Raw genomic sequence first — 19,099 nt, 5'->3', positions numbered from 1 at the left:
CGTGTGGGGGCGAACAGACGACCATATTTGGACTAGACCAATTGTCTGTCAAGGTTCTTTACGGTTATCTGACCCATGGTGCTCCTGGGCCGAGCAGCGGCTCGCGCGACCCGGGTGACGCTTGCGTGACCGTACGCGCTTACCTGATGAAGATTCACTTTGCTTCGCGCCTGACTCCTGGCGCGCAACCTCCGGTTCTCTCATAGGAGTTCCATTGCGCATCAAGCAGATCTCGACGGCCGCTGCGATAGCCGCTGCGGCAGGGATCGCTACCTCGATCGTGCCCGCAGCCTCCGCGCAGGCCGCGACCTCCGCGGCAGTGCCGCTGCCGATCGCGCACTACTCGCACCTGGTGATCGACCCCGCCCACCAGCACATCTTCTTCAGCGAAGGCACCGGCTACAGCTCGATCCTGGTCACCGACTTCAGCGGGAACACGGTCGCGACCATCTCCAACGAGCCCGGCGCCACCGGCCTCGCGCTGGCCCCGGACGGCAGCACGGTCTATGCCGCGCTCGCCAACGGCGACGCCGTCTCTGCGATCAGCACCACCACCCTCGCCGAGACCGGCCGCTACGCCACCGGCACCGGCACCGACCCCACCTACGTCGCCGCCGCCGGCGGCCGGATCTGGTTCGGCTACGGCGCCGCCGCCCAGGGCGGCCTCGGCTCGATCGACCCGAGCACCAGTCCGGCCACGGTCGATCTGGGGGCCGTGCCGGGCAGTTGGTACAGCGCACCGCTGGTCACCGCCAACCCGCAGGGCGAGCTCGTGGTGGGCGAGACCAGTGTGGAACCGCCCAACATCGCGACCTACGACGTCTCCTCCGGCAGCGCGGTCGTCCTGGCTCCGCAGACCCGGCTGTCCAACGACAGCAACATCAACTCGATGGCGCTCACCCCCGACGGCCAGGACGTGGTGCTCGCCACCGGTGCCCCCTACTACCACCAGGTCTACAAGGTCTCCGACCTGTCGCAGGACGGGACGTACACCTCCGGCGCCTACCCGAACTCGGTGTCGGTCTCCGGTGACGGCTCGGTGGCCGCGGGCATCGACGCCGGCTCCAACGAGGTCTTCGTCTACGCCCCCCGCGGCAGCTCCCCGCTGAACACCTACAACTTCGGCTCCAACTGGCTGGCCGCGGACGGCGTCGCCCTCACCCCGGACGGCAGCGAGCTGTTCGCCGTCACCACCGCCGGCTACAACGGCGCACCCACGCTCAACATCGAGCCGAACCCGGAGCAGACCGCCGCCGCACTGAGCCTCACCGCTCCGGCCACCGCCAAACCCAAGCAGCAGCTCAAGGTGAGCGGCGCGCTCAGTGGACAGAGCCCGTACATCGGAGGCCGGACCTTGCACGTGACGTGCAACGGGGTCGCGATGCCGGACGTCACCACGGCCGCGGACGGCTCGTTCAGCTTCACCGACACCCCGCAGAAGAAGGGGACGTACACCTATCAGGTGTCCTACGCCGGTGATGTGCACCTCACGGCCGCCACCGCGTCCGCCACCATCACGGTCGGCTGACCCGTCGGCTGACAGGGGTCACCCCGGGGCCCAGACCTCGGGGCGATCCCTGTCGGCGCGGGCGATCCTCACGGTGACAAGTGCCGGAACGGCGTCTCCGGCTGCCCCGGTCGAGGTCGACGAGATGTCAGGGGCCCTTCGGTCTCGGGCAGAGCGGGCGGACGACCTGCCGGCGCCGACTGCCTTCACAGCTTTTCGTCATACCTTCCTGACGACGATGGTCTGCGGCAGATGCTTCTCCAGGTCGTCCACGTCCGAGGTGAAGACGGTCACCCGGCCCTTCTGTTGACGGGCGATGACAGCGAGTACGGCGTCGATCGCGTACTTGTGACCGTGCAGCTCGGCGGCTGCCAGGAGGCGCCGGGCCTGGCGGGCCTCGTCCTTTCCGATGTCGGCGACCTTGAGCCGGGAGAGCACCCAGTCCCAGCGCTGCTCGGTGGTTCTGCCGTCGTACGCCTCGATCAGGGTCATGGGAGACGTCACCACCTCGGCCTCACCCCTGGCCGCGAGGTCGAGCCAGGCGATCATCTTCCGATCGCCGCTTACGGCCAGGGACAAGGCCTCGCGGTCGATGACGAAGACACGCAGTGGCCGTCGTTCGTGCTCAGTGGCACGCCCCTTCACGCGGCCTCTCCGGGGTTGTGCCCTCCGGTGGCGCGGCGGCGCTCGTGCTCGGCGTCGAGATCTTCCAGTTCCGCGATCGCGTCCGCGCGCTCGTCCTCGGTGACCGGGCCGTGTTCCTCCCGCAGCCAGTCGACCAGCTCCAGCAGCCGGTCCCGGTCGCGCTTGAACCGCAGCGCTTCGGCGACATACGCCGAAAGTCCCCGCTCGGCCGCCTCGGCACGGATCTCGTCCAGCAGGTCCTCGGGGATCGTCACTGTCACTTTCTTGGTCGCCATACAAGGAACCGTACTTCTGGTGCAAGGGCCCGTACCGCGGCGCGACGCCGACCGGATCCGAACCCGGATGAGGAGATTCCGTAGGAAGTTGAAGGGATGACAACCGGATGTCTTGACGTGGTCTCCACGGACCCGTTGGCTTCTTGCTCACCCGGTGGTCCGCTCCCCACTGCCCGGAAGGCACCTGCAAGTCATGGCTCACACCCCCCGCAGAACCGGCGCGCGTCGTTTCGCCGTCGTCCCCGTGCTCGCCTCCGCCTCGGCGCTCCTTCTCTCCTCGTGCGGTGTCATCGACAGCGTCAGTGGGAGCAGTAGTTCCGCGAGTCCCACGAAGGGCGACGACATCACGGTGGGGCTGTTGCTGCCCGACACGGACACCGCGCGGTTCGAGAAGTTCGACTATCCCCTGATCAAGGAGCGGGTCGCCTCCCTCACGCACGGCAAGGGCAAGGTCCGCTACGCCAACGCCGGTGCCAGCGTGGGCAAGCAGAGCAGGCAGTTCGGGGACATGGTCGACGCCAAGGTCGACGTCATCCTGGTGGATGCGGTGGATGCCAAGGCCATCGCGCCGGACGTGCAGAAGGCCAAGGACGCCGGGATACCCGTGATCGCGTACGACCGGCTGGCACAAGGGCCGATCGACGCGTACATCTCGCACGACAACGAGCTCGTCGGCGAGGTGCAGGGCCGTGCCATCGCCGACGCGCTCGGCGAGAAGGCGGCCTCCAGCAAGGTCGTCATGATGAACGGCGACCCCGGCGATCCGAACACGGCCCTCGTCAAGGACGGCGCGCTCAGCGAGCTGAAAGGCCGGGTGAACATCGTCAAGTCGTACGACACCGACAAGTGGTCGCCCTCGGTCGCCAAGGCGAACATGACCAAGGCCATCCAGTCCATCGGGCTCGGCAACATAGCCGCCGTCTACTCGGCCAACGACGGCATGGCGGGCGCAGCCATCGACGCGCTGAAGGCGGCGGGCGCCACCAAGATGCCACTGGTCACCGGGCAGGACGCCAACCTGGACGCGGTGCAGCGGATCGTCGCAGGCGAGCAGACGATGACCGTGTACAAGTCGTTCCTGCTGGAGGCGACCAACGCCGCGGACATGGCGGTGGACAAGGTGCGGGGCAAGAACCTCGAGTTCGACGCGCTGACCCAGGACTCGGTCGACAGCCCCAGCCAGAAGGGCATCCCGGCGATGCTGGTCCCCGTCGTCGCCCTCACCAAGAACAACATCAGGTCCACGGTGATCAAGGACGGCGTCTACACCGTCAAGGACATCTGCACCGCGAAGTACGCGGCGGACTGTGCGGCCATCGGCCTGAAGTAGCCCTTCGCACCGCCCGGGACGCACGAGCGTCCCGGGCGCGTCACTCAGCGGCCGTTCCCGTTGCCGCCCTTGGCCCCGTTGCCGCCCCTCGCCGGGGACCGGCGGCGCCCCTGCTGGGCCGGGCGGCCACGCCGGGCCCGCGGGGCGGAACCCGTACGCGCCGGGCGGCTCTCGGGAGCGGCCGGCGCAGTGAGGACGACGGGCACGCCCGACGGGGCCTGGGCGCCGGTGATACGGCTCAGCTCCGCCTCGCCGGAGCGGACCCGGGTGGTCCGCGGGGTGATGCCGGCGTCGGCCATCAGACGGGACACCTCGCGGCGCTGGTGGGGCAGGACCAGCGTGACGACGGTGCCGGACTCGCCGGCGCGTGCCGTACGGCCGCCCCGGTGCAGATAGTCCTTGTGGTCGCCGGGCGGGTCGACGTTGACGACGAGGTCGAGGTTGTCGACGTGGATGCCGCGGGCCGCCACGTTCGTGGCCACCAACACGCTGACCTGGCCGTCCTTGAACTGGGCGAGGGTACGGGTGCGCTGGTTCTGCGACTTGCCGCCGTGCAGGGCAGCCGCGCGCACCCCGACGGCCAGCAGCTTCTTGGCCAGCCGGTCCGCCGCGTGCTTGGTGTCCAGGAACATGATCACCCGCCCGTCGCGGGCGGCGATCTCGGTCGTGGTGGCGTGCTTGTCCTCGTCCTCCACGTGCAGCACGTGGTGGTCCATCGTGGTGACGGCGCCCGCGGACGGGTCCACGGAGTGCACGACGGGGTCGTGGAGATACGTGCGGACGAGGCGGTCCACGTTGCGGTCCAGCGTCGCCGAGAACAGCAGTCGCTGACCGCCCGGGCGCACCTGGTCGAGGAGGGCGGTCACCTGCGGCATGAAGCCCATGTCGGCCATCTGGTCGGCCTCGTCCAGGACGGTGACGGCGACCTGGTCCAGGCGGCAGTCGCCCCGGTCTATGAGGTCCTTGAGCCGGCCGGGTGTCGCCACGACGACCTCGGCCCCGGAGCGCAGGGCGCCCGCCTGGCGGCCGATCGACAGCCCGCCGACCACGGTGGCGAGCCGCAGCCGCAGTGCGCGGGCGTACGGCGTGAGCGCGTCGGTGACCTGCTGCGCCAGTTCCCTGGTGGGTACGAGGACGAGGGCCAGCGGCTGCCGGGGCTCCGCCCGCTGCCCTGCGGTCCTGGCCAGCACGGCGAGACCGAAGGCGAGCGTCTTGCCCGAGCCGGTGCGACCGCGGCCCAGGACGTCGCGGCCTGCGAGGGAGTTCGGCAGCGTCGCGGCCTGGATCGGGAACGGGGCGGTCACGCCCTCGGCGCCGAGCGTGGCCAACAGGCGCTCGGGCATGTCGAGTTCGGCGAAGTCCTCGACGGGCGGCAGCGCCGGGGTGACGGTGACGGGCAGGGCGAACTCGCCGCCGGACGCGGCGGGGCGGCCCCGACCCGCCGTACGGGAACGGGTGGATCTCTTGTTCGTATGCGTACGGGCTGTGCGGTTCATGCGGAAGCCTCCTCGATGCGGCACATGTCGAGGAATGCCTCCCGGCGGACGGACCGCATGAGGATTCGCAAGAAGTAGCCGAAGAAACCGAAGGAACGGATGACGAATTCGAAGTGAAGGGTGGGGTGAGGAATGGAGCGGAGTGCGGGGAAAACGCAACGAGCCGGGGCCCGCACCCAAAGAGTGCGGGCCCCAGCCACGTAGTGCGTACGCGTCAGCGTCAGGCGGGAACGATGTTCTCGGCCTGCGGGCCCTTCTGGCCCTGCGTCACGTCGAAGGTCACCTTCTGGCCCTCCTGAAGCTCGCGGAAGCCGGAGGTGGCGATGTTCGAGTAGTGGGCGAACACGTCGGCGCCGCCACCGTCCTGCTCGATGAAGCCGAAGCCCTTTTCCGCGTTGAACCACTTCACGGTGCCAGATGCCATATTGAATCTCCCTTGAGGGCAGTGCCCGGGTCCGCACCTTGCGGAACCGGTGTCGCAGCAACGATTGACCTGACGTGAACAAAAAAGAGTGCCCGTCGACGGAAGGTCGAAGAGCACTCAAAAGTCTCTGGTAACCAAAACTGCCACTTTTATCACGGTAGCACAGGTCGGGGCGCGACGGTGGGGTATAACCGGGCAATGATCTATCACGTCGTGCCCGGCGCCGAGTGGAACGCGAGTCCCGAGCGGCCCTACGCCCCTTCCTCCCTGGTCGAGGACGGTTTCGTCCACTGCTCCCCCGACGAGGCGACCACGCTCAAGATCGTCAACGCGTTCTACGGCAGCGCTCCCCGGCCGCTGCTCGCGCTGCTGATCGACGAGGCGCGGCTGAGCGCGAAGTGCGTGTGGGAGGCGGCGGATCCCGCGCCGCCGCCGGGAGTCGCGGAGGACACCCTGTTCCCGCATGTGTTCGGGCCCCTCGACCGCGAGGCGGTGGAGCGCGTCCTGGTGGTCCGGTGGGACGAGGAGGGCCGGGCGACGGGACTTGCGGACGTACCACCCGACGTACGTCCGTGACCAGGGCATCTGCCCTCCCGTTCAGGTTGCTTTCAGGCTCGGACAGGGCTCGGGCAACTCGTGTACTGCAAGCGCCAAAACTCTGGCAAAGGGGCCTGTGGCGACGGCCGTTCGTCATGTCATCGTGCCTGCCATGACCACAGATCACCTCACCTCCGACCGGCCCGTGCAGCCCTCGCGGCACGGGCAGCACACGGGTCGCGTACGGCATGCGGCGAGCAAGGTGCCGGAGGTGACCGTCTATTTCTGGATCATCAAGGTGCTGACCACCGGCATGGGCGAGACGGCCTCCGACTGGCTGGCACACGTGCTCGGCCCGGTCCCCGCGGTGGGCGTCGGCGGCGTCGCGTTCGTGGCCGCCCTGGTGGTGCAGTTCGCCGTGCGCCGGTACGTCGCCTGGATCTACTGGACGGCGATCGTGGTGGTCAGCGTGTTCGGCACGATGGCCGCCGATGTGCTGCACGTCGGCCTCGGGGTGCCGTATCTGATCTCGACGCCGTTCTTCATGGTGGCGCTGGCCGCCGTCTTCGTCCTCTGGTACCGCAGCGAGGGCACCCTCTCCATCCACAGCATCCACACCCGGCGCCGCGAGGCCTTCTACTGGGCGGCGGTCCTCGCCACCTTCGCCCTCGGCACCGCCGCGGGCGACCTCACCGCCACGATCGGCCTCGGCTACCTCGGTTCGGCCGTGGTCTACGCCGCCGCCATCGCCGTACCGGCCGTCGCGCACCGCTGGAGCGGCCTGAACGCGGTGGCCGCCTTCTGGTCGGCGTACGTCATCACCCGCCCGCTCGGGGCCTCCGTCGCCGACTGGATGGCCATGGGCCACGACCGGGGCGGTCTGGCCCTGGGCCTCGGCCCGGTCACCCTGTCCTGGACGGTCGCCATCCTCGGCTTCGTCGGCTACCTCGCCCTCTCGCGTACGGACGTCGGCGAGGCCGCGGTCTGAGTCCGGCCGGCGCGTCGGTACGGCCGTAGGGCCGGTCAGGCGGTGCGGCGGGTGAGCCCCCGTACCGCCAGCGCTCCGCACAACGCCGCCAGCGGCAGCTCCGCGCCGAGCGCCATCGCGAGTGCCGAGAGCTGGTCCCCGCCGGGGGCCGCCGTCATCGTGTCGAACCAGGCGTCGGCCACCAGCAGGGTCGCGGTCGCGGAGGCCGTGAGCGCGTGCAGCGGGTGACCGCGGGCGGCCAGCAGTCCCGTGGCGATCAGGCCCGTCGCCTCCAGGGCGTCCAGGCCCACCCAGGCGGTGTTCCAGTCCGTGGCGACGGCGGTGCCGGGCAGGCCGTTCGCCAGCACGACCAGCCAGGGCAGCAGGGCCAGCCCGCAGCCGACGAGGACATGTTCCGTGCGGCAGCGGTGGTACCAGCGGCGGACACCCGGTGCGGCCACGCGGCGGGTGACACCAGGCTCCTGACGGATCATCAGCATGCTCATCGGTTCGGTCTCCTCGCGTTCCCGGCTCTCCTCCACGAGCTCCAGCCTTCGCCACGCGGCGGTCACAGTCAGTAACGCAGCGGTCCGTTCCGGGGGTGGCACCAGTTGCACCCCGAGCCGGGCAACTGCACCATGGACCGCCCCTGACCTGGGCAGTAGCGTTTCGTCAATGCGTAACGTCACCCGTCTGCGGGGCCTCGTCCTGCGGCCGTTGCGAGGGTCCGGCCGTCCGGTCGCCTTCCTCGCCACCGGCCTGCTGATCCAGTTCGGCGTCCTGCTCGTCATGGCCCTGCCATGGATCTTCTTCGTCCCGCAGTCGGCGGGGACCGTCCTGCTCGCGGTGCTCCTGCCGCTCGCCGCCGTCGTGCTCGCGGGGCCGCTGCTGACCGAGGCGCAGCACGCCCGCTTCCGGGTCCGGCTCGGCGTGGACATCCCCTCGCCGTACGGGGGACGGCGGCCCCGGCAGCCTGCGTGGCTGCGGTCCCGGGCGGGCCGGCGGCAGCTGCTGTACCACCTGGTGGACGGGCCGCTGCTGACCCTCGCGGCGGTCCTCGTGCTCGTGACCTGGGTCGCCGCGCTCGTCGGCACCTCGGTCTATGTGTGGATCTGGCTCGTACCGCTGGACTGGCGCCTCCAGCACCTCGGGTATACGACCTGGGCGGGCTACCTCACGGCTGCCGGTATCGTCCTGCTCCACCTGGCGGCCTGGCTGTCCCGCGCCCTCACCCGGCTGGACACCCGCGTCGCGTCCGTCCTGCTCGGACCCAGCCGAGCCGAGCAACTGGCGCGCCGGGTCGAGGTGCTGACCGAGAGCCGGGCGGGTCTCGTGGACGTCGTCGACGCCGAACGGCGGCGCATCGAACGGGACCTGCACGACGGCGCCCAGCAGCGGCTGGTCTCCCTGGCCGTGAACCTCGGGATCGCGAAGGCCACACTCGGCGACCTGCCCGAGGACGTCCGCCGCGTGATCGACGAGGCGCACCGGGAGGCGAAGGAGGCGATCGAGGAACTGGGCAGTCTGGTACGGGGGTTGCACCCGGCCGTCCTGGAGGACCGTGGCCTCGACGCCGCGCTCTCCGGCCTCGCCGCCCGGGTCCCGGTCCCGGTCCGGGTGACGGTGGACCTGGCCGCGAGGCTGTCCCCGACGATCGAGTCCGTCGCCTACTTCGTCGTCTCGGAAGCGCTGACGAACGTGGTGAAGCACGCGGAGGCGTCCGAGGCCGAGGTCACGGTGGAGCGTGCCGGGGCGACCCTGCTGGTCGTCATCCGTGACGACGGGATGGGCGGCGCCCGAATCGGTGCCGGGACGGGTCTTTCGGGGCTGGCCAAGCGGGTCGCCTCCGTCGATGGCACGCTGTCGGTCGACAGCCCCGCCGGGGGGCCGACCGTCATCACCGTGGAGCTGCCGTGCGTGCCGTGATCGCCGAGGATTCCGTACTGCTCCGGATCGGCGTGGTCAGGGTCCTGGAGATGGCCGGTTTCGAGGTGGTCGCCGAAGTGGGCGATGCCGAGGCGCTGTTGGCGGCGGTGGAGGAGCACCGGCCGGACATCGCGGTGGTGGACGTCCGCATGCCACCCGGCTTCACGGACGAGGGCGTACGGGCCGCGCTGGTCGTCAAGCGTCAGTGGCCGCAGACCGCCGTACTGCTCCTGTCCCAGTACGTCGAGGAGCGGTACGCCACCGATCTGCTCTCCGCCAACACCTCCGGCATCGGCTATCTGCTCAAGCAACGGGTCGCCGACGTCGAGGAGTTCGCGGCCACCCTGCGCCGGGTGGCCGCGGGCGGCACCGCCCTCGACCCGCAGGTGGTCTCCCAGCTGCTGGTACGCCGCCACAGCGACCCGCTGGACCGCCTCACCCCCCGGGAACGCGAGGTCCTGGAACTGATGGCGGGCGGCCGTTCCAACGCGGGCATCGCCGAACAACTCGTCGTCAGCGAGAGCGCGGTGGCCAAGCACATCAACAGCATCTTCGCCAAGCTCGACCTGCCGAAGGCCGACGCGGACCACCGCCGGGTCCTCGCGGTGCTGCACTTTCTCGGGGTGGCGTGAGTGCCGGAGCAGAAGGACAACGCGAACGGCCCGGGTACGGAACCCGGGCCGTCCTGTCGTGCGGGAGGTGTCAGCCGCGGCTGCTCGCCTTGGCGAGGGCCGGGACGAACTTGAGGGCGTCCACCGTGCCGACGCCGGTCGCCAGGTCGTAGCCGTTGGCGGCCTTGTAGCCGGTCACGCCCTGGTAGCTGTTGTCGGTGCCGTCGTTGACGTCGACGATGCCGTTGGCCTTGGCGTGGTGGGCGTACAGGCCGTACAGCGCCTGCTGGATGTTGCCCACCCGGTGGCCGGCCGCCTGGTCGGCGAGGGCGACGATGCCCGAGAAGAGCGGGGTGGCCTCGCTGGTGCCGCCGCTGACGTCCCAGCCGACGGCGGTCGGGTCGTAGCTGGAGTAGACCCAGGCGCCGCCGTTGACGGCCGCGGTCATCGAGATGTCCGGGGTGCCGCGGCGGGTGCCGACCTTGCTCTTCACGCCGTTCTGGAAGGACGGGCGGGTGAACACGTGGGACTGGCCGCCACCGCCGGAGCCGTAGTCGTTGTAGACGCTGTCCGGCTTGACGCGGTCGCCCGCGTCGTTCAGGTGCAGCTGGGTGCCGCCGATCGAGGTGACCAGCGGGTCCGAGGAGGGCCAGGAGTTGACGCGCTTCTTGTAGTACGTCTTCCCGTCCGCCATGTTGTCCGTCGCGCCGCCGTCACCGGAGGCCGCCAGCACGGTCACCTTCTTGCGGTTCGCGTCCTGGAAGGCGTACCGCAGCTTCTTGATGCTGGAGAAGTCGCCCTGGTCGAAGCCGGGGAAGGTGTTCTCCGTGGCGCCGAAGCTCTGGCTGATGACATCACCGACATTGTGGTCGATCAGGTGCTTCTCGGCGTCCATCATCTCCGGCAGACCGGTGGTGCCCTCGGTCTCGGCGACGGCCGTCTCCACCACGACGATCTTGGCGTCGGGGGCCACCGCGTGCGCCATCTCGACGTCGAGGGTGGTCTCGCCCGCCCAGCCGGTCATGTCGGAGTTCTTGGGGTCGAAGGCGGGGACGTGCCCCCACTTGACCACCTTCACCTTGGTGCTCGGCAGACCGAACTGGTGGCTGTAGACGTCGAGGTCGTGCTGGACGGTCGGGGAACCGTACGAGTCGACGATGACGATGGTGCGGCCCTTGCCGGTGACGCCCTTGCGGTACAGGGCGTTGAGGTCGTACGCCTTGCGGTACTGGAGCGGGGTGTAGCAGTTGATGTGCCACTTGGCCTGGCACTGCTCGCTGGTCAGCGGGCTGCTCACGCCGTGGACCAGGGTGTGCCCGGCGACGGCCGGTACCGCCAGGGTGTGCGGTACGGCGGCGGGCGCGGCGGTCCCCAGTGCGGTGACCGCGAGGGCGGCGACGGACGTGGCAGCCGCGACGCCCAGCCCGATACGGGCTATGTGCATGAATCCCCCTGGATTCGGAGTATCACGAAGTGGATTCGCGAAGCGGTTTCGCGAAGGGCTCGGTCTCACGTGGTGATGCCGAGATGGTCTCCGCGCATCCCATCGAATGAGTCATGCACAGTTCAAGACCGTTGAAGGGACGATGCCGAACCCTTTACCTCCCGATTGACCGTCAACTCTCCCGATTGACGGTCAGCTCTCCCGTTTGATCCACTCGCTGCCGCCCAGCGGGTAGTCGTAACCCGGGCGGCCCGCGTCTGCGCTGGTGCGGAACGCGGTGCCGGAGTTGTCGATGTGGACGGTGCCGCGGCGGCTGCCGCTGGACCAGTCCAGGGTGAGGTCCCAGCGGACGTCGTGGGCCTTGGTGTGGGCGACGACGTAGAAGACCTCCGGGTCGGACTCGCTGACCTTGTACGGGAAGTCGCGCTGACCGCCCTTGACGGTGACCGTGGGGCTGCCGTTGTCGAGGTCGACGTCGAACGACTTGGTGTCGACCCCACCGCCGCAGCCGACGCCCATCGAGTAGTCGTTCCAGGCGAGCGGCGCGCCCTTGCTGAGGATGCGGACGTGCAGCGCCTCCAGGACGACGGTCTCCGCGCCGGTGCCCTGCACCGTGAGGGCGACCTCCTGCTCGCCCGAGGACACCGCCCCGTACGCGGCGGCCCAGCGGGTGGCGGTTTCCTCGCTCGCCGGCGGGCCGACCTGCGCGGGTTCGCTGTCCACGAGGAAGTGCTGGCTGCACGGGCTGTCGAAGACGTAGGGACGGGTGCCGACGGTGAGCGGGACGGCGCCGGTGCCGGGGCCGCCGGTGGACTGGTCCGGGCCCTTGCCGGGCCCGGCCGTCTCCGACTCGGTGGCGGAGGCGGTGGCCGACGCGGACGGCCGGTGGCCCTTCGCGCTCGGGGACGAGGCGGCCGACGGCGTCCCGGTGTCCGCCGCGCCGCTGGTCGTGGCGCCCGCGCCGACCTCCTGCCGGTCCGCCGTGTTGTTCTCGCCACCGAAGCCCGGATGCACGGTGAGCGCGACGACTCCCAGTACGGCGGCCGCGGCGGCGGACGCGATCAGGACGGTACGGCGACGACGCGGACGGCCGGGTGGCGTGAGCGCGCGCGGGGTGTCGACGACCACCGGCTCGTCGATGTCGTCGGTCCTGCCCTCGCTCTGGTCCTCCCGCCCGCTCTCGCGACCGTCGGGTTCGTGCGATGCCGTCGGGCCGGGTTCCACCGCCCCGACGGCTTCCGGCTGTTCCGCCCTGCGTCCTCGTGCCGCGTCCGCCAGGATCCAGCGCCGGTGCAGCTCCACCAGCTCCTGGGGCGTCGCCCGGCAGACCCTCGCCAGACGCTCCACCGGTGCGTACTCGACCGGCACCGCGCTGCCGTTGCAGTAGCGGTGCAGCGTCGACGTACTCATGTGCAGCCGCTTGGCCAGCGCCCCGTAGCTCAGCCCCGAGCGGTCCTTGAGCTCCCGCAACAGCAGCGCGAACGCCTCGGTCTCCGTGGCCTCGCTCGCCTCCGACACCTGTTTCCCCACCCCTCCGTGTTCCCCCGTGTCCCAGTCGCGCGTTCCAGGAGCACTGCATTCCCCCTGTTCAGAGCGCGTTTCGGCGTTCCGGTGTCCCCAACTGACCGCCGGGCGTGGCAGTTGGGACGGATCACCTCACAAGCTTCCGTCATCAAATCACCACCGCCACCGAACTCCGAAGGGGCACAGTCAATGTTCAACTTCCGCACCTCCCGCCCCCGTTTCGTCGGCGCCGCCGCCACCGTGGTTCTCGCCGCGCTCTCCCTGACCGCCTGCGGTGACGGGACGGGCGCCAAGAACGAGGGCGCCGCGACGAGCACCTCCACGAGCTCTTCGCCGGACGTGGTTCCGGCCGGCTCCGTCGCTTCCACGCAGCCCACCGGTTCGGCGAGCGCAGCGGCCTCGGCGCTCTCCAAGGGTTCCGCCGGTGCCACCGGTTCCGGTTCGACCGCCGCCGGTTCGAAGCGGACCGTGCGCAGCCCCGCCCCGAAGGTGGCCGCCCCCTTTGGCAAACCGGTCACCTGCGACGGGTCCAACACCCGTACGGTCGCAGCCCCGTTGACCCGGCCCGTGAACCACATGCTGCTCACGGTGACCAACACCGGCAGCAGGACCTGCTACCTCTACGGCTACCCCGCCGTCCAGTTCACCGACGCCCAGGCCGTGCCTCCGGTCATCGAGGCCTCGAAGCCGCAGGCGGTCGTCACCCTCCAGCCCGGCGAGTCCGGTTACGCGTCGGTGAGCCTGTCCGCCACCGACGGCAGCGGCACCGACGGCCGCACGGTGAAGTCCCTCGCCGTCCACTTCTTCGGCCGCTCCATGTCCGGGAGCGTCGGTGCGGCCGCCCACCCGGCGCTGCCCGCGAAGGGCGTCTACATCGACGACTCGCTCCAGGTCGGCTACTGGCAGCAGTCGATGGACGACGCCGTCGACTGGTGAGGCCGTAACGGCAAAGGGCCCAGGTCACCGACCTGGGCCCTGCGTCGCGCGTATTACTTGGTGAAGGCCGCGACACCGTTCGGGGTACCGAGGCCCGTCGGGCCGTCGTAGCCCGTGCCCGCCTTGCAGAGGTAGTCGCTGCAGGAGCCGTTGGCGCCGTCGGTGACGTCGTTCAGCTTGTCCGGGTGGGCGTAGGGGTACGCGGCCGGAACGTCATTGCCGGGAGTGCCTGCGAGGGCGTACACGCCGGCGATGAACGGCGAGGAGGCGCTGGTGCCGCCGTACACGTTCCAGCCACTGGCCTGGTAGGTGTCGTAGACGGCGAGTCCGGTGGCCGGGTCGGCGACGGCCGCGACGTCGGCGACGGCGCGCTTGGCGCAGCCGCTGTCCTTCTGCCAGGACGGCTTGGCGTCGAACTGCGAGCAGCCCGAGCCCGCTCCGTTGCCGCCGGCGGAGGTGCCCCACACGGACTCGGACCAGCCGCGGGTGCTGTTGTCCTTCTTGAGCGAGGTGCCGCCGACGGCCGTGACGTACTGCGAGGCGGCCGGGTACTCGACGCCGTAGCCGCTGTCACCGGAGCTGACGGTGATGGCGACGCCGGGGTGCTTGAAGTACTGGTCGTCCGAGGCGGTGTCCGCGGCCTCCTCGCTGCCGCCGTAGCTGTTGGAGACGTACTTGGCGCCCTGCTTGACGGCCTGGTTCACGGCCGCACCGAGGTCGTCCATGTTGGCGGACTTGGCCTCGACGAGCAGGATGTGGCACTGCGGGCAGGCCGCGCTGACCATGTCGACGTCGAGGGAGATCTCACCGGCCCAACCGGCGTCCGGCGTCGGGTAGTTCGTGCCGCCGTCCTGGTCGACCTTCTTGAAGCAGCCATTGCTCGTGCTGCACTCCGGGAGGTTGTACTGGGAGCGGTAGGCCGCCAGGTCCTTCTCGGCGTTCGGGTCGTCGTTCGCGTCGACGATCGCGACCGTGGCGCCCTTGCCGCCGTCCTTGGGCAGGTTGTAGGCGGCCTGCAGATCGGCCGGTCCGAAGCCCTTGGGGGTGTCCTGGCGGCCGAGGGACTTCTGCGCCTTGAGGTCGGTGCGGACCTCCGCCTGGCACGCCATGTAGCCGGGCTTGCTCGGCTGCGAACAGAGCCGGTGCGTGTGCACCGTGGCGGCGGGCGCCGCGGTGGTTGTGTTCGCGAAGGCCGAGGACTGCGAGGCGACGGCCAGGCCGCCGGTGATCAGAGCCGCTGCCGACAGCACTGCGGGCGCGCCGCGGCGTATCAGGTTCCTTCTGCGGTGAGAACTCAATGAACTGCCCTCCGTGGGGGGATGGGGGGCTCCGTACCGGCGGCCGGAAGCGCTGGTGCCATGGCTGATGTCACGTGCATGACAAGCGGTTTCCGTTGGGGGTGGCCGTGGGGAGCCGTGTTCCGGGCATTCTGTTGGTTGCCACCCCGGTCAGTGGTGGCTGCCCATGAGGTTATTGACAGTTTGCCGAAGAGAACAGCGCGGGTTGGTAAAACCTTGGTCCCCAACTCCCCTGCGACGACAGGTACCTTGTGCAGCCATGGAGCTTGAGGACGGAACCATCAACGACCTGATGTCCCTGGGCCTGGCCCGGTACGAGGCCCGGGTCTACCTGGCACTCGTCAGGCGTGGTTCCTACACGGCCGCCGAGGTCGCCCGGGAGGCCGACGTACCTCGCCAGCGCGTCTACGACGTGCTGGACGCGCTGGTACGGCGGCAGTTGGCCACCTCTCACCCCGGCCGCGTGGCCACGTACTCCGCCGTCACGCCCGAGTTGGCGCTCGCCCGGCTGATGGCGCGGCAACGCGAGTCCGTCGACCGCCTGGAGCGGGTCTCGCAGGGGCTGGCCGGTGTGCTGCAGCCGCTGTGGTCCCAGGGGCGGGAGCACACCGATCCGCTGGACTACATCGAGGTCCTGCGCGACCCGAAGGCGATCGCCGAGCGCTTCGCCGACATCCAGCGGCAGGCGCAGCACGAACTTCTCACCTTCTGCAAACCGCCGTTCGTCGCGCCCGCGGACAACGCCGAGGGCATCACGGTGGTCCGCCGGCTCAAGAGCTCCGGTGGCACCGTCCGGGCGATCTACCTCGACGACGCCCTGGACGACCCCGAGACGGCCGAGCACGTACGGCGCTTCGCGGCCGCGGGGGAACAGGCGCGCTTCGCCCCCGAACTGCCGCTGAAACTCGTCATAGCCGACGCCTCCTTCGTCCTGTGCGACATGCCCGACCCGGTGGCCGGCGCCGGCTCCACCACCACCCTCTTCATCGAGCACCCGGCCCTCGCGGCCTGTCTGCGGCTGGCCTTCCACACCGTGTGGGAGGCCGCCGCAGCCGGGCCGTGATCACGGACCACCGGCACATCCCAGTGGCCGCTCAGAACAGGCCCTTGTACCCCTGCCAGCCCGTGGCGATCTTCGTGCGGCCGCCGAAGGAGCCCTTGCCGTTGCCGTTGTTGCGCCAGACGGTGCCGGAGGTGTCGCGGGAGACGAGGTCGGCCCGGCCGTCGCCGGTGATGTCACCCACGCCCACGATCACGTCGTACGACGCGCCCCAGTCGTCGAAGACCTTCACGCGGCTCTTGAAGGTACCGGTCGCGGTCCCGTCGTAGCGCCACAGCTCGTTCGACTTGTCCTGCGCCAGCAGGTCGCCGTAGCCGTCGCCGTTGAGGTCGCCCGCGCCCAGGATCTTCTTGTAGCCCGTCCACTTGGACGCGATCTTCACCCGGGCGGAGAGCTTGCCCGTGCTCGTCGCCTTGTAGAGGTAGACGTCGCCGGTCGAGGCCTGGCGGGCGACCAGGTCGGCCCGGCCGTCGCCGCTGACGTCCCCGGGCGAGGCCAGCACGTCGTACTGGTTCCAGCCCGTGCCCAGCGATGTGTACGCGGTCGACGGCGTCACCGCCGCCCCGCACGCGGGCCGGTAGGCCCGCAAGGTGCCGCTGCTGAAGCGCACGAGCACGTCGTTGCACCGGTCGCCGCTGAGGTCGCCGAAGGGCACGGCCTTCACCGTGGTCGGCCACCCGGAGCCGGTCCGCTTCCCGGTGAACGTTCCCTGCCCCGACCCGTACTGGTACGTCAGGCCGCCCGAGCCGTTCAGCGTCAGCAGCTCGCCGAAGCCGTCCGACCCGACGAAGTCCCGCCATGCGGCCGCCGCGCCGGTGACCTTCACCGTCCCGGTCCGCGTCAGCGCCGCGCCCTGCCCGTCCGCGGGGGTGACGGTCAGCTTCCAGGTGTAGGCGCCGTCGGGCACCAGCCGGCCGGAGCCGTCCTTGCCGTTCCACGCCGGGCTCACCACACCGCGGGCCGATCCGCCGGAGAGCGTGCGCACGGCCGTGCCGGCCCTGTTGGCGATCACGAGGTTCCAGGAGGCCGCGGGTTTGTTCAGCCACCACTTGGGGCTCCATTGCGCGGCGCCGCCCTTCACGTCGGCCGAGGCGGCGACGGTGGCGTCGCGCAGGGTGAGAGCGGAGACGGGGACCTCACTGGAGGTCAGCCGGACGGAGTTGTCGTCGCGGAGCTGGGCGATCACACCGGTGTACGGGTCGACGTCCCAGGCGTTGCCCTCGAACTTCCCGGCGGTGTGCGACACGGGCGAACCGCTGCGCACGTCGATCACCTTGAGCTGCCCGGCCTCCGCGGTCGCGACGAAGCCGTCGCCGAGTTGCGCCTGCTGCCAGTCGGAGCCCGACACGAGCGTCAGGTTCCGCCGGGTGACGGTGTCGTAGACGCCGAGGCCCTCCGAGCCCATCACGCAGTTCCACAGCAGCCACCGGCCGACCGCCTGGAAGCCGTTGAGCAGGCAGCCGGACCCGAACCACACGGATGCGCCCTCCTGCCCGGTGAGCAGGTCGACGGGGACCACGGCGTCGTTGCCGGACGCCACCCACGCGGTCGTGCCCCAGATCGCCCGCACGGACCGCGTCGTCGTGTACACCGTGCGGCCGGTGTCGAGGTCGACGACCCGGGTCTCCGCCACGCCCGAGTTGTCCCACGGCCTCATCAGGGCGGCGAAACGGCCGTTCGCGGCGGTCGCGGTCTGGTAGCTGCGGGAGCTGTCGATCCGGGTGCCGGGAAGCGACTGCGTCGCCCCGAGGAGCTGGGGCTGCTGGGCGGTGCTCGTGCCGTTGCCGGACAGGACCGTCCGGCCGTCACCGGTTTCGAGGAGGCGCGGGCGGCCCTCCGAGTAGTTCTCCAGTGCGATACGGCCGCGGGTGGTGCGCGCCCCCGCCGTGGGGGAGTCGGCCACGCCGGTCTCGCGGGTGTGGAGATACGTCCAGTCACCCACCGGGTCCTGCTCCACGGTCGTCAACATCCCCTGCCGGAGGGTCAGTTGGGAGACCGTGCGGGCGGTCTCCTTGGGGTACGCGTCCGCGATCCGGCGTACGGTGACACCGCCGCCCGCGGCGGCTTCGATGACGGAGACGCCCCAGTGGTCGGTGTCGGCGCCGCCCGCGACCAGCAGCCCGCCGTCCGGAGTCGCCACGGCCTGCCGTGACGTCCTGGCCAGCAGCGTCCGCGGTGCGGAGCCGTCGAGGGGGACGGCCTCGACCCGCGAGACGGCGCGGCTGGTGGCGTTGCGGCCCAGCGAGGAGTCGTACCGGGACACGATGGCGGTGTCGCCGACCAGGCCCAGCACCTGCGAGACGTCGCCGACCGGCACGGTGCGCACGGTCGCGTTCGGGTCCTGGCGGGAGGCGATGTGCAGGGTTCCGGCGTAGGCCCACACCAGGTGGGTGGGGCTCAGCGCGACCTGGTCGTACCAGGTCTGCACGCCGTACGGCAGGGCGGTGAAGCGCGCCTGCGCGACGTCGAGCCACCCGGTGACGGTGTCGTCGCCCTTGCCGTACCGCACGACCTGGCCGCGCGCGTCGCCCAGCCCCGCGGCGGACCACGGACGGACCCCGGAGGGGACACCGTCCACCGTGCGGTCGGTGACGGAGCCGTCGGGCCGGACGTCCAGCAGATGCCATGCGGCGTCGGTGCCCGGGGTCCCGGCGATCGTGACGACCGTCGAACCGAGCGTGCTGAAGTACGTGTGTCCGTCGGGGAGTTGGACCTTCGTGACCTGCCCGGACGTCATGTTCCGCAGCGTCACGGTCCTGGCGTCGGCGTCGTGACGGGCCACGACGTCCGACCCCGCGCCGGCGCTCGTGACGCCGTACGCGTCCGTGCCGTCGGGGTCGACGACCGTGTCGGCACCGCCGTACGTGGTCCACAGCAGGCCCCGCCCCTCCTCGTACCGGAGGAACCCCGAGGGCCCCGCGCTGAGCAGGCCCGTCCGCGGAACCATGGCGGTGGTGGCCGGCACGACCACCTCCCCGGTGACGCTCCCCGCGTACGCGCTGCCGGCCGTGAGCGGGCCGAGCCCGAGGGCGAGCGAGAAGGAAACGGTGGCGGCGGTGGCGCCTCGTACGAGCGCACGTCTGCCCATGCAGGACCTCTCCGGGACGGTAGGCAAGGCC

Annotated in this window: 17 protein-coding genes; 8 read left to right on the top strand and 9 right to left on the bottom strand. The window is 70.5% G+C overall.

Annotation, left to right across the window (positions count from 1 at the left end):
• The first annotated feature begins 214 nt into the window (after positions 1–214).
• A complete protein-coding gene (locus ABD355_RS25930) occupies positions 215–1,528 on the top strand; it encodes a hypothetical protein (protein WP_344403062.1) in 1,314 nt (437 codons plus the stop codon).
• 198 nt (positions 1,529–1,726) lie between these two features.
• Here ABD355_RS25930 and ABD355_RS25925 read toward each other — a convergent pair whose 3' ends face one another.
• Both ABD355_RS25925 and ABD355_RS25920 read right to left on the bottom strand, forming a co-directional pair.
• A complete protein-coding gene (locus ABD355_RS25925) occupies positions 1,727–2,152 on the bottom strand; it encodes a PIN domain-containing protein (protein ID WP_344403061.1) in 426 nt (141 codons plus the stop codon).
• A complete protein-coding gene (locus tag ABD355_RS25920; RefSeq protein WP_344403059.1) occupies positions 2,149–2,427 on the bottom strand; it encodes a CopG family transcriptional regulator in 279 nt (92 codons plus the stop codon). The genes ABD355_RS25925 and ABD355_RS25920 overlap by 4 nt, the downstream gene beginning before the upstream one ends.
• Positions 2,428–2,620: 193 nt before the next feature.
• Between ABD355_RS25920 and ABD355_RS25915 the strand changes: the two genes are divergently transcribed.
• Positions 2,621–3,757 carry a sugar ABC transporter substrate-binding protein gene (locus tag ABD355_RS25915; RefSeq protein ID WP_344403058.1) on the top strand — a complete coding sequence of 379 codons (1,137 nt, stop codon included), beginning with the start codon at positions 2,621–2,623 and terminating at the stop codon, positions 3,755–3,757.
• Positions 3,758–3,801: 44 nt separating this feature from the next.
• Here ABD355_RS25915 and ABD355_RS25910 read toward each other — a convergent pair whose 3' ends face one another.
• Together ABD355_RS25910 and ABD355_RS25905 are read right to left on the bottom strand one after the other, a co-directional pair.
• Positions 3,802–5,253: a DEAD/DEAH box helicase gene (locus ABD355_RS25910; protein ID WP_344403057.1), complete on the bottom strand. Its 1,452-nt coding sequence runs from the start codon at positions 5,251–5,253 to the stop codon at positions 3,802–3,804.
• A gap of 220 nt (positions 5,254–5,473) precedes the next feature.
• Positions 5,474–5,677 (bottom strand): cold-shock protein, encoded by a 204-nt coding sequence (locus ABD355_RS25905; protein WP_007383480.1) that lies wholly within the window; start codon positions 5,675–5,677, stop codon positions 5,474–5,476.
• Between the two features lie 198 nt (positions 5,678–5,875).
• On the opposite strand from ABD355_RS25905, the gene ABD355_RS25900 reads away from it, so the two are divergent.
• The gene (locus tag ABD355_RS25900; protein ID WP_344403056.1) at positions 5,876–6,253 is read left to right on the top strand and encodes a DUF952 domain-containing protein; all 378 of its coding nucleotides are present in this window, start codon (positions 5,876–5,878) and stop codon (positions 6,251–6,253) included.
• A 133-nt stretch (positions 6,254–6,386) separates the two neighbouring features.
• On the top strand, positions 6,387–7,202 hold the full coding sequence (locus tag ABD355_RS25895) for a COG4705 family protein (protein WP_344403055.1): 816 nt from the start codon (positions 6,387–6,389) through the stop codon (positions 7,200–7,202).
• Positions 7,203–7,237: 35 nt separating this feature from the next.
• On the opposite strand, the gene ABD355_RS25890 is transcribed toward ABD355_RS25895, so the two are convergent.
• Positions 7,238–7,687 (bottom strand): hypothetical protein, encoded by a 450-nt coding sequence (locus tag ABD355_RS25890; protein ID WP_344403054.1) that lies wholly within the window; start codon positions 7,685–7,687, stop codon positions 7,238–7,240.
• 169 nt (positions 7,688–7,856) lie between these two features.
• Between ABD355_RS25890 and ABD355_RS25885 the strand changes: the two genes are divergently transcribed.
• Positions 7,857–9,107 (top strand): sensor histidine kinase, encoded by a 1,251-nt coding sequence (locus tag ABD355_RS25885; RefSeq protein ID WP_344403052.1) that lies wholly within the window; start codon positions 7,857–7,859, stop codon positions 9,105–9,107.
• Positions 9,095–9,739 carry a response regulator gene (locus tag ABD355_RS25880; RefSeq protein WP_344403051.1) on the top strand — a complete coding sequence of 215 codons (645 nt, stop codon included), beginning with the start codon at positions 9,095–9,097 and terminating at the stop codon, positions 9,737–9,739. Before ABD355_RS25885 ends, ABD355_RS25880 begins: the two co-directional genes overlap by 13 nt.
• 70 nt (positions 9,740–9,809) lie before the next feature.
• Here the strand turns inward: ABD355_RS25880 and ABD355_RS25875 are convergent, their stop codons facing one another.
• Together ABD355_RS25875 and ABD355_RS25870 are read right to left on the bottom strand one after the other, a co-directional pair.
• Positions 9,810–11,162: a S53 family peptidase gene (locus ABD355_RS25875; protein WP_344403049.1), complete on the bottom strand. Its 1,353-nt coding sequence runs from the start codon at positions 11,160–11,162 to the stop codon at positions 9,810–9,812.
• Between the two features lie 192 nt (positions 11,163–11,354).
• A complete protein-coding gene (locus ABD355_RS25870) occupies positions 11,355–12,680 on the bottom strand; it encodes a helix-turn-helix domain-containing protein (RefSeq protein WP_344403048.1) in 1,326 nt (441 codons plus the stop codon).
• A gap of 195 nt (positions 12,681–12,875) precedes the next feature.
• Here ABD355_RS25870 and ABD355_RS25865 point away from each other — a divergent pair, with 195 nt between their 5' ends.
• Positions 12,876–13,622, top strand: a complete 747-nt coding sequence (locus tag ABD355_RS25865; protein WP_344403047.1) for a DUF4232 domain-containing protein — start codon at positions 12,876–12,878, stop codon at positions 13,620–13,622.
• Positions 13,623–13,675: 53 nt separating this feature from the next.
• Here ABD355_RS25865 and ABD355_RS25860 read toward each other — a convergent pair whose 3' ends face one another.
• Positions 13,676–14,872, bottom strand: coding sequence for a S53 family peptidase (locus ABD355_RS25860; RefSeq protein ID WP_344403046.1), 1,197 nt, complete (start codon positions 14,870–14,872; stop codon positions 13,676–13,678).
• 307 nt (positions 14,873–15,179) lie between these two features.
• Between ABD355_RS25860 and ABD355_RS25855 the strand changes: the two genes are divergently transcribed.
• Positions 15,180–15,983, top strand: a complete 804-nt coding sequence (locus tag ABD355_RS25855; RefSeq protein WP_344403045.1) for a TrmB family transcriptional regulator — start codon at positions 15,180–15,182, stop codon at positions 15,981–15,983.
• Between the two features lie 31 nt (positions 15,984–16,014).
• On the opposite strand, the gene ABD355_RS25850 is transcribed toward ABD355_RS25855, so the two are convergent.
• The gene (locus ABD355_RS25850; protein WP_344403044.1) at positions 16,015–19,068 is read right to left on the bottom strand and encodes an FG-GAP-like repeat-containing protein; all 3,054 of its coding nucleotides are present in this window, start codon (positions 19,066–19,068) and stop codon (positions 16,015–16,017) included.
• Between the last annotated feature and the right edge of the window lie 31 nt (positions 19,069–19,099).

Origin of the sequence: Streptomyces longisporus (assembly GCF_039532765.1) — a bacterium.
In the GTDB taxonomy this organism is placed as follows: Bacteria; Actinomycetota; Actinomycetes; order Streptomycetales; family Streptomycetaceae; genus Streptomyces; species Streptomyces longisporus.
The sequence above is the reverse complement of the archived record's forward strand: the minus strand, read 5'-3'. Positions and strand labels throughout refer to the sequence as shown.

Coding starts and splice junctions, on each gene's coding strand:
- ABD355_RS25905 (WP_007383480.1), bottom strand. CDS start 5,677: ATGGCATCTGGCACCGTGAAGTGGTTCAACGCGGAAAAGGGCTTCGGC.
- ABD355_RS25910 (WP_344403057.1), bottom strand. CDS start 5,253: ATGAACCGCACAGCCCGTACGCATACGAACAAGAGATCCACCCGTTCC.
- ABD355_RS25865 (WP_344403047.1), top strand. CDS start 12,876: ATGTTCAACTTCCGCACCTCCCGCCCCCGTTTCGTCGGCGCCGCCGCC.
- ABD355_RS25900 (WP_344403056.1), top strand. CDS start 5,876: ATGATCTATCACGTCGTGCCCGGCGCCGAGTGGAACGCGAGTCCCGAG.
- ABD355_RS25885 (WP_344403052.1), top strand. CDS start 7,857: ATGCGTAACGTCACCCGTCTGCGGGGCCTCGTCCTGCGGCCGTTGCGA.
- ABD355_RS25850 (WP_344403044.1), bottom strand. CDS start 19,068: ATGGGCAGACGTGCGCTCGTACGAGGCGCCACCGCCGCCACCGTTTCC.
- ABD355_RS25855 (WP_344403045.1), top strand. CDS start 15,180: ATGGAGCTTGAGGACGGAACCATCAACGACCTGATGTCCCTGGGCCTG.
- ABD355_RS25890 (WP_344403054.1), bottom strand. CDS start 7,687: ATGAGCATGCTGATGATCCGTCAGGAGCCTGGTGTCACCCGCCGCGTG.
- ABD355_RS25875 (WP_344403049.1), bottom strand. CDS start 11,162: ATGCACATAGCCCGTATCGGGCTGGGCGTCGCGGCTGCCACGTCCGTC.
- ABD355_RS25920 (WP_344403059.1), bottom strand. CDS start 2,427: ATGGCGACCAAGAAAGTGACAGTGACGATCCCCGAGGACCTGCTGGAC.
- ABD355_RS25895 (WP_344403055.1), top strand. CDS start 6,387: ATGACCACAGATCACCTCACCTCCGACCGGCCCGTGCAGCCCTCGCGG.
- ABD355_RS25915 (WP_344403058.1), top strand. CDS start 2,621: ATGGCTCACACCCCCCGCAGAACCGGCGCGCGTCGTTTCGCCGTCGTC.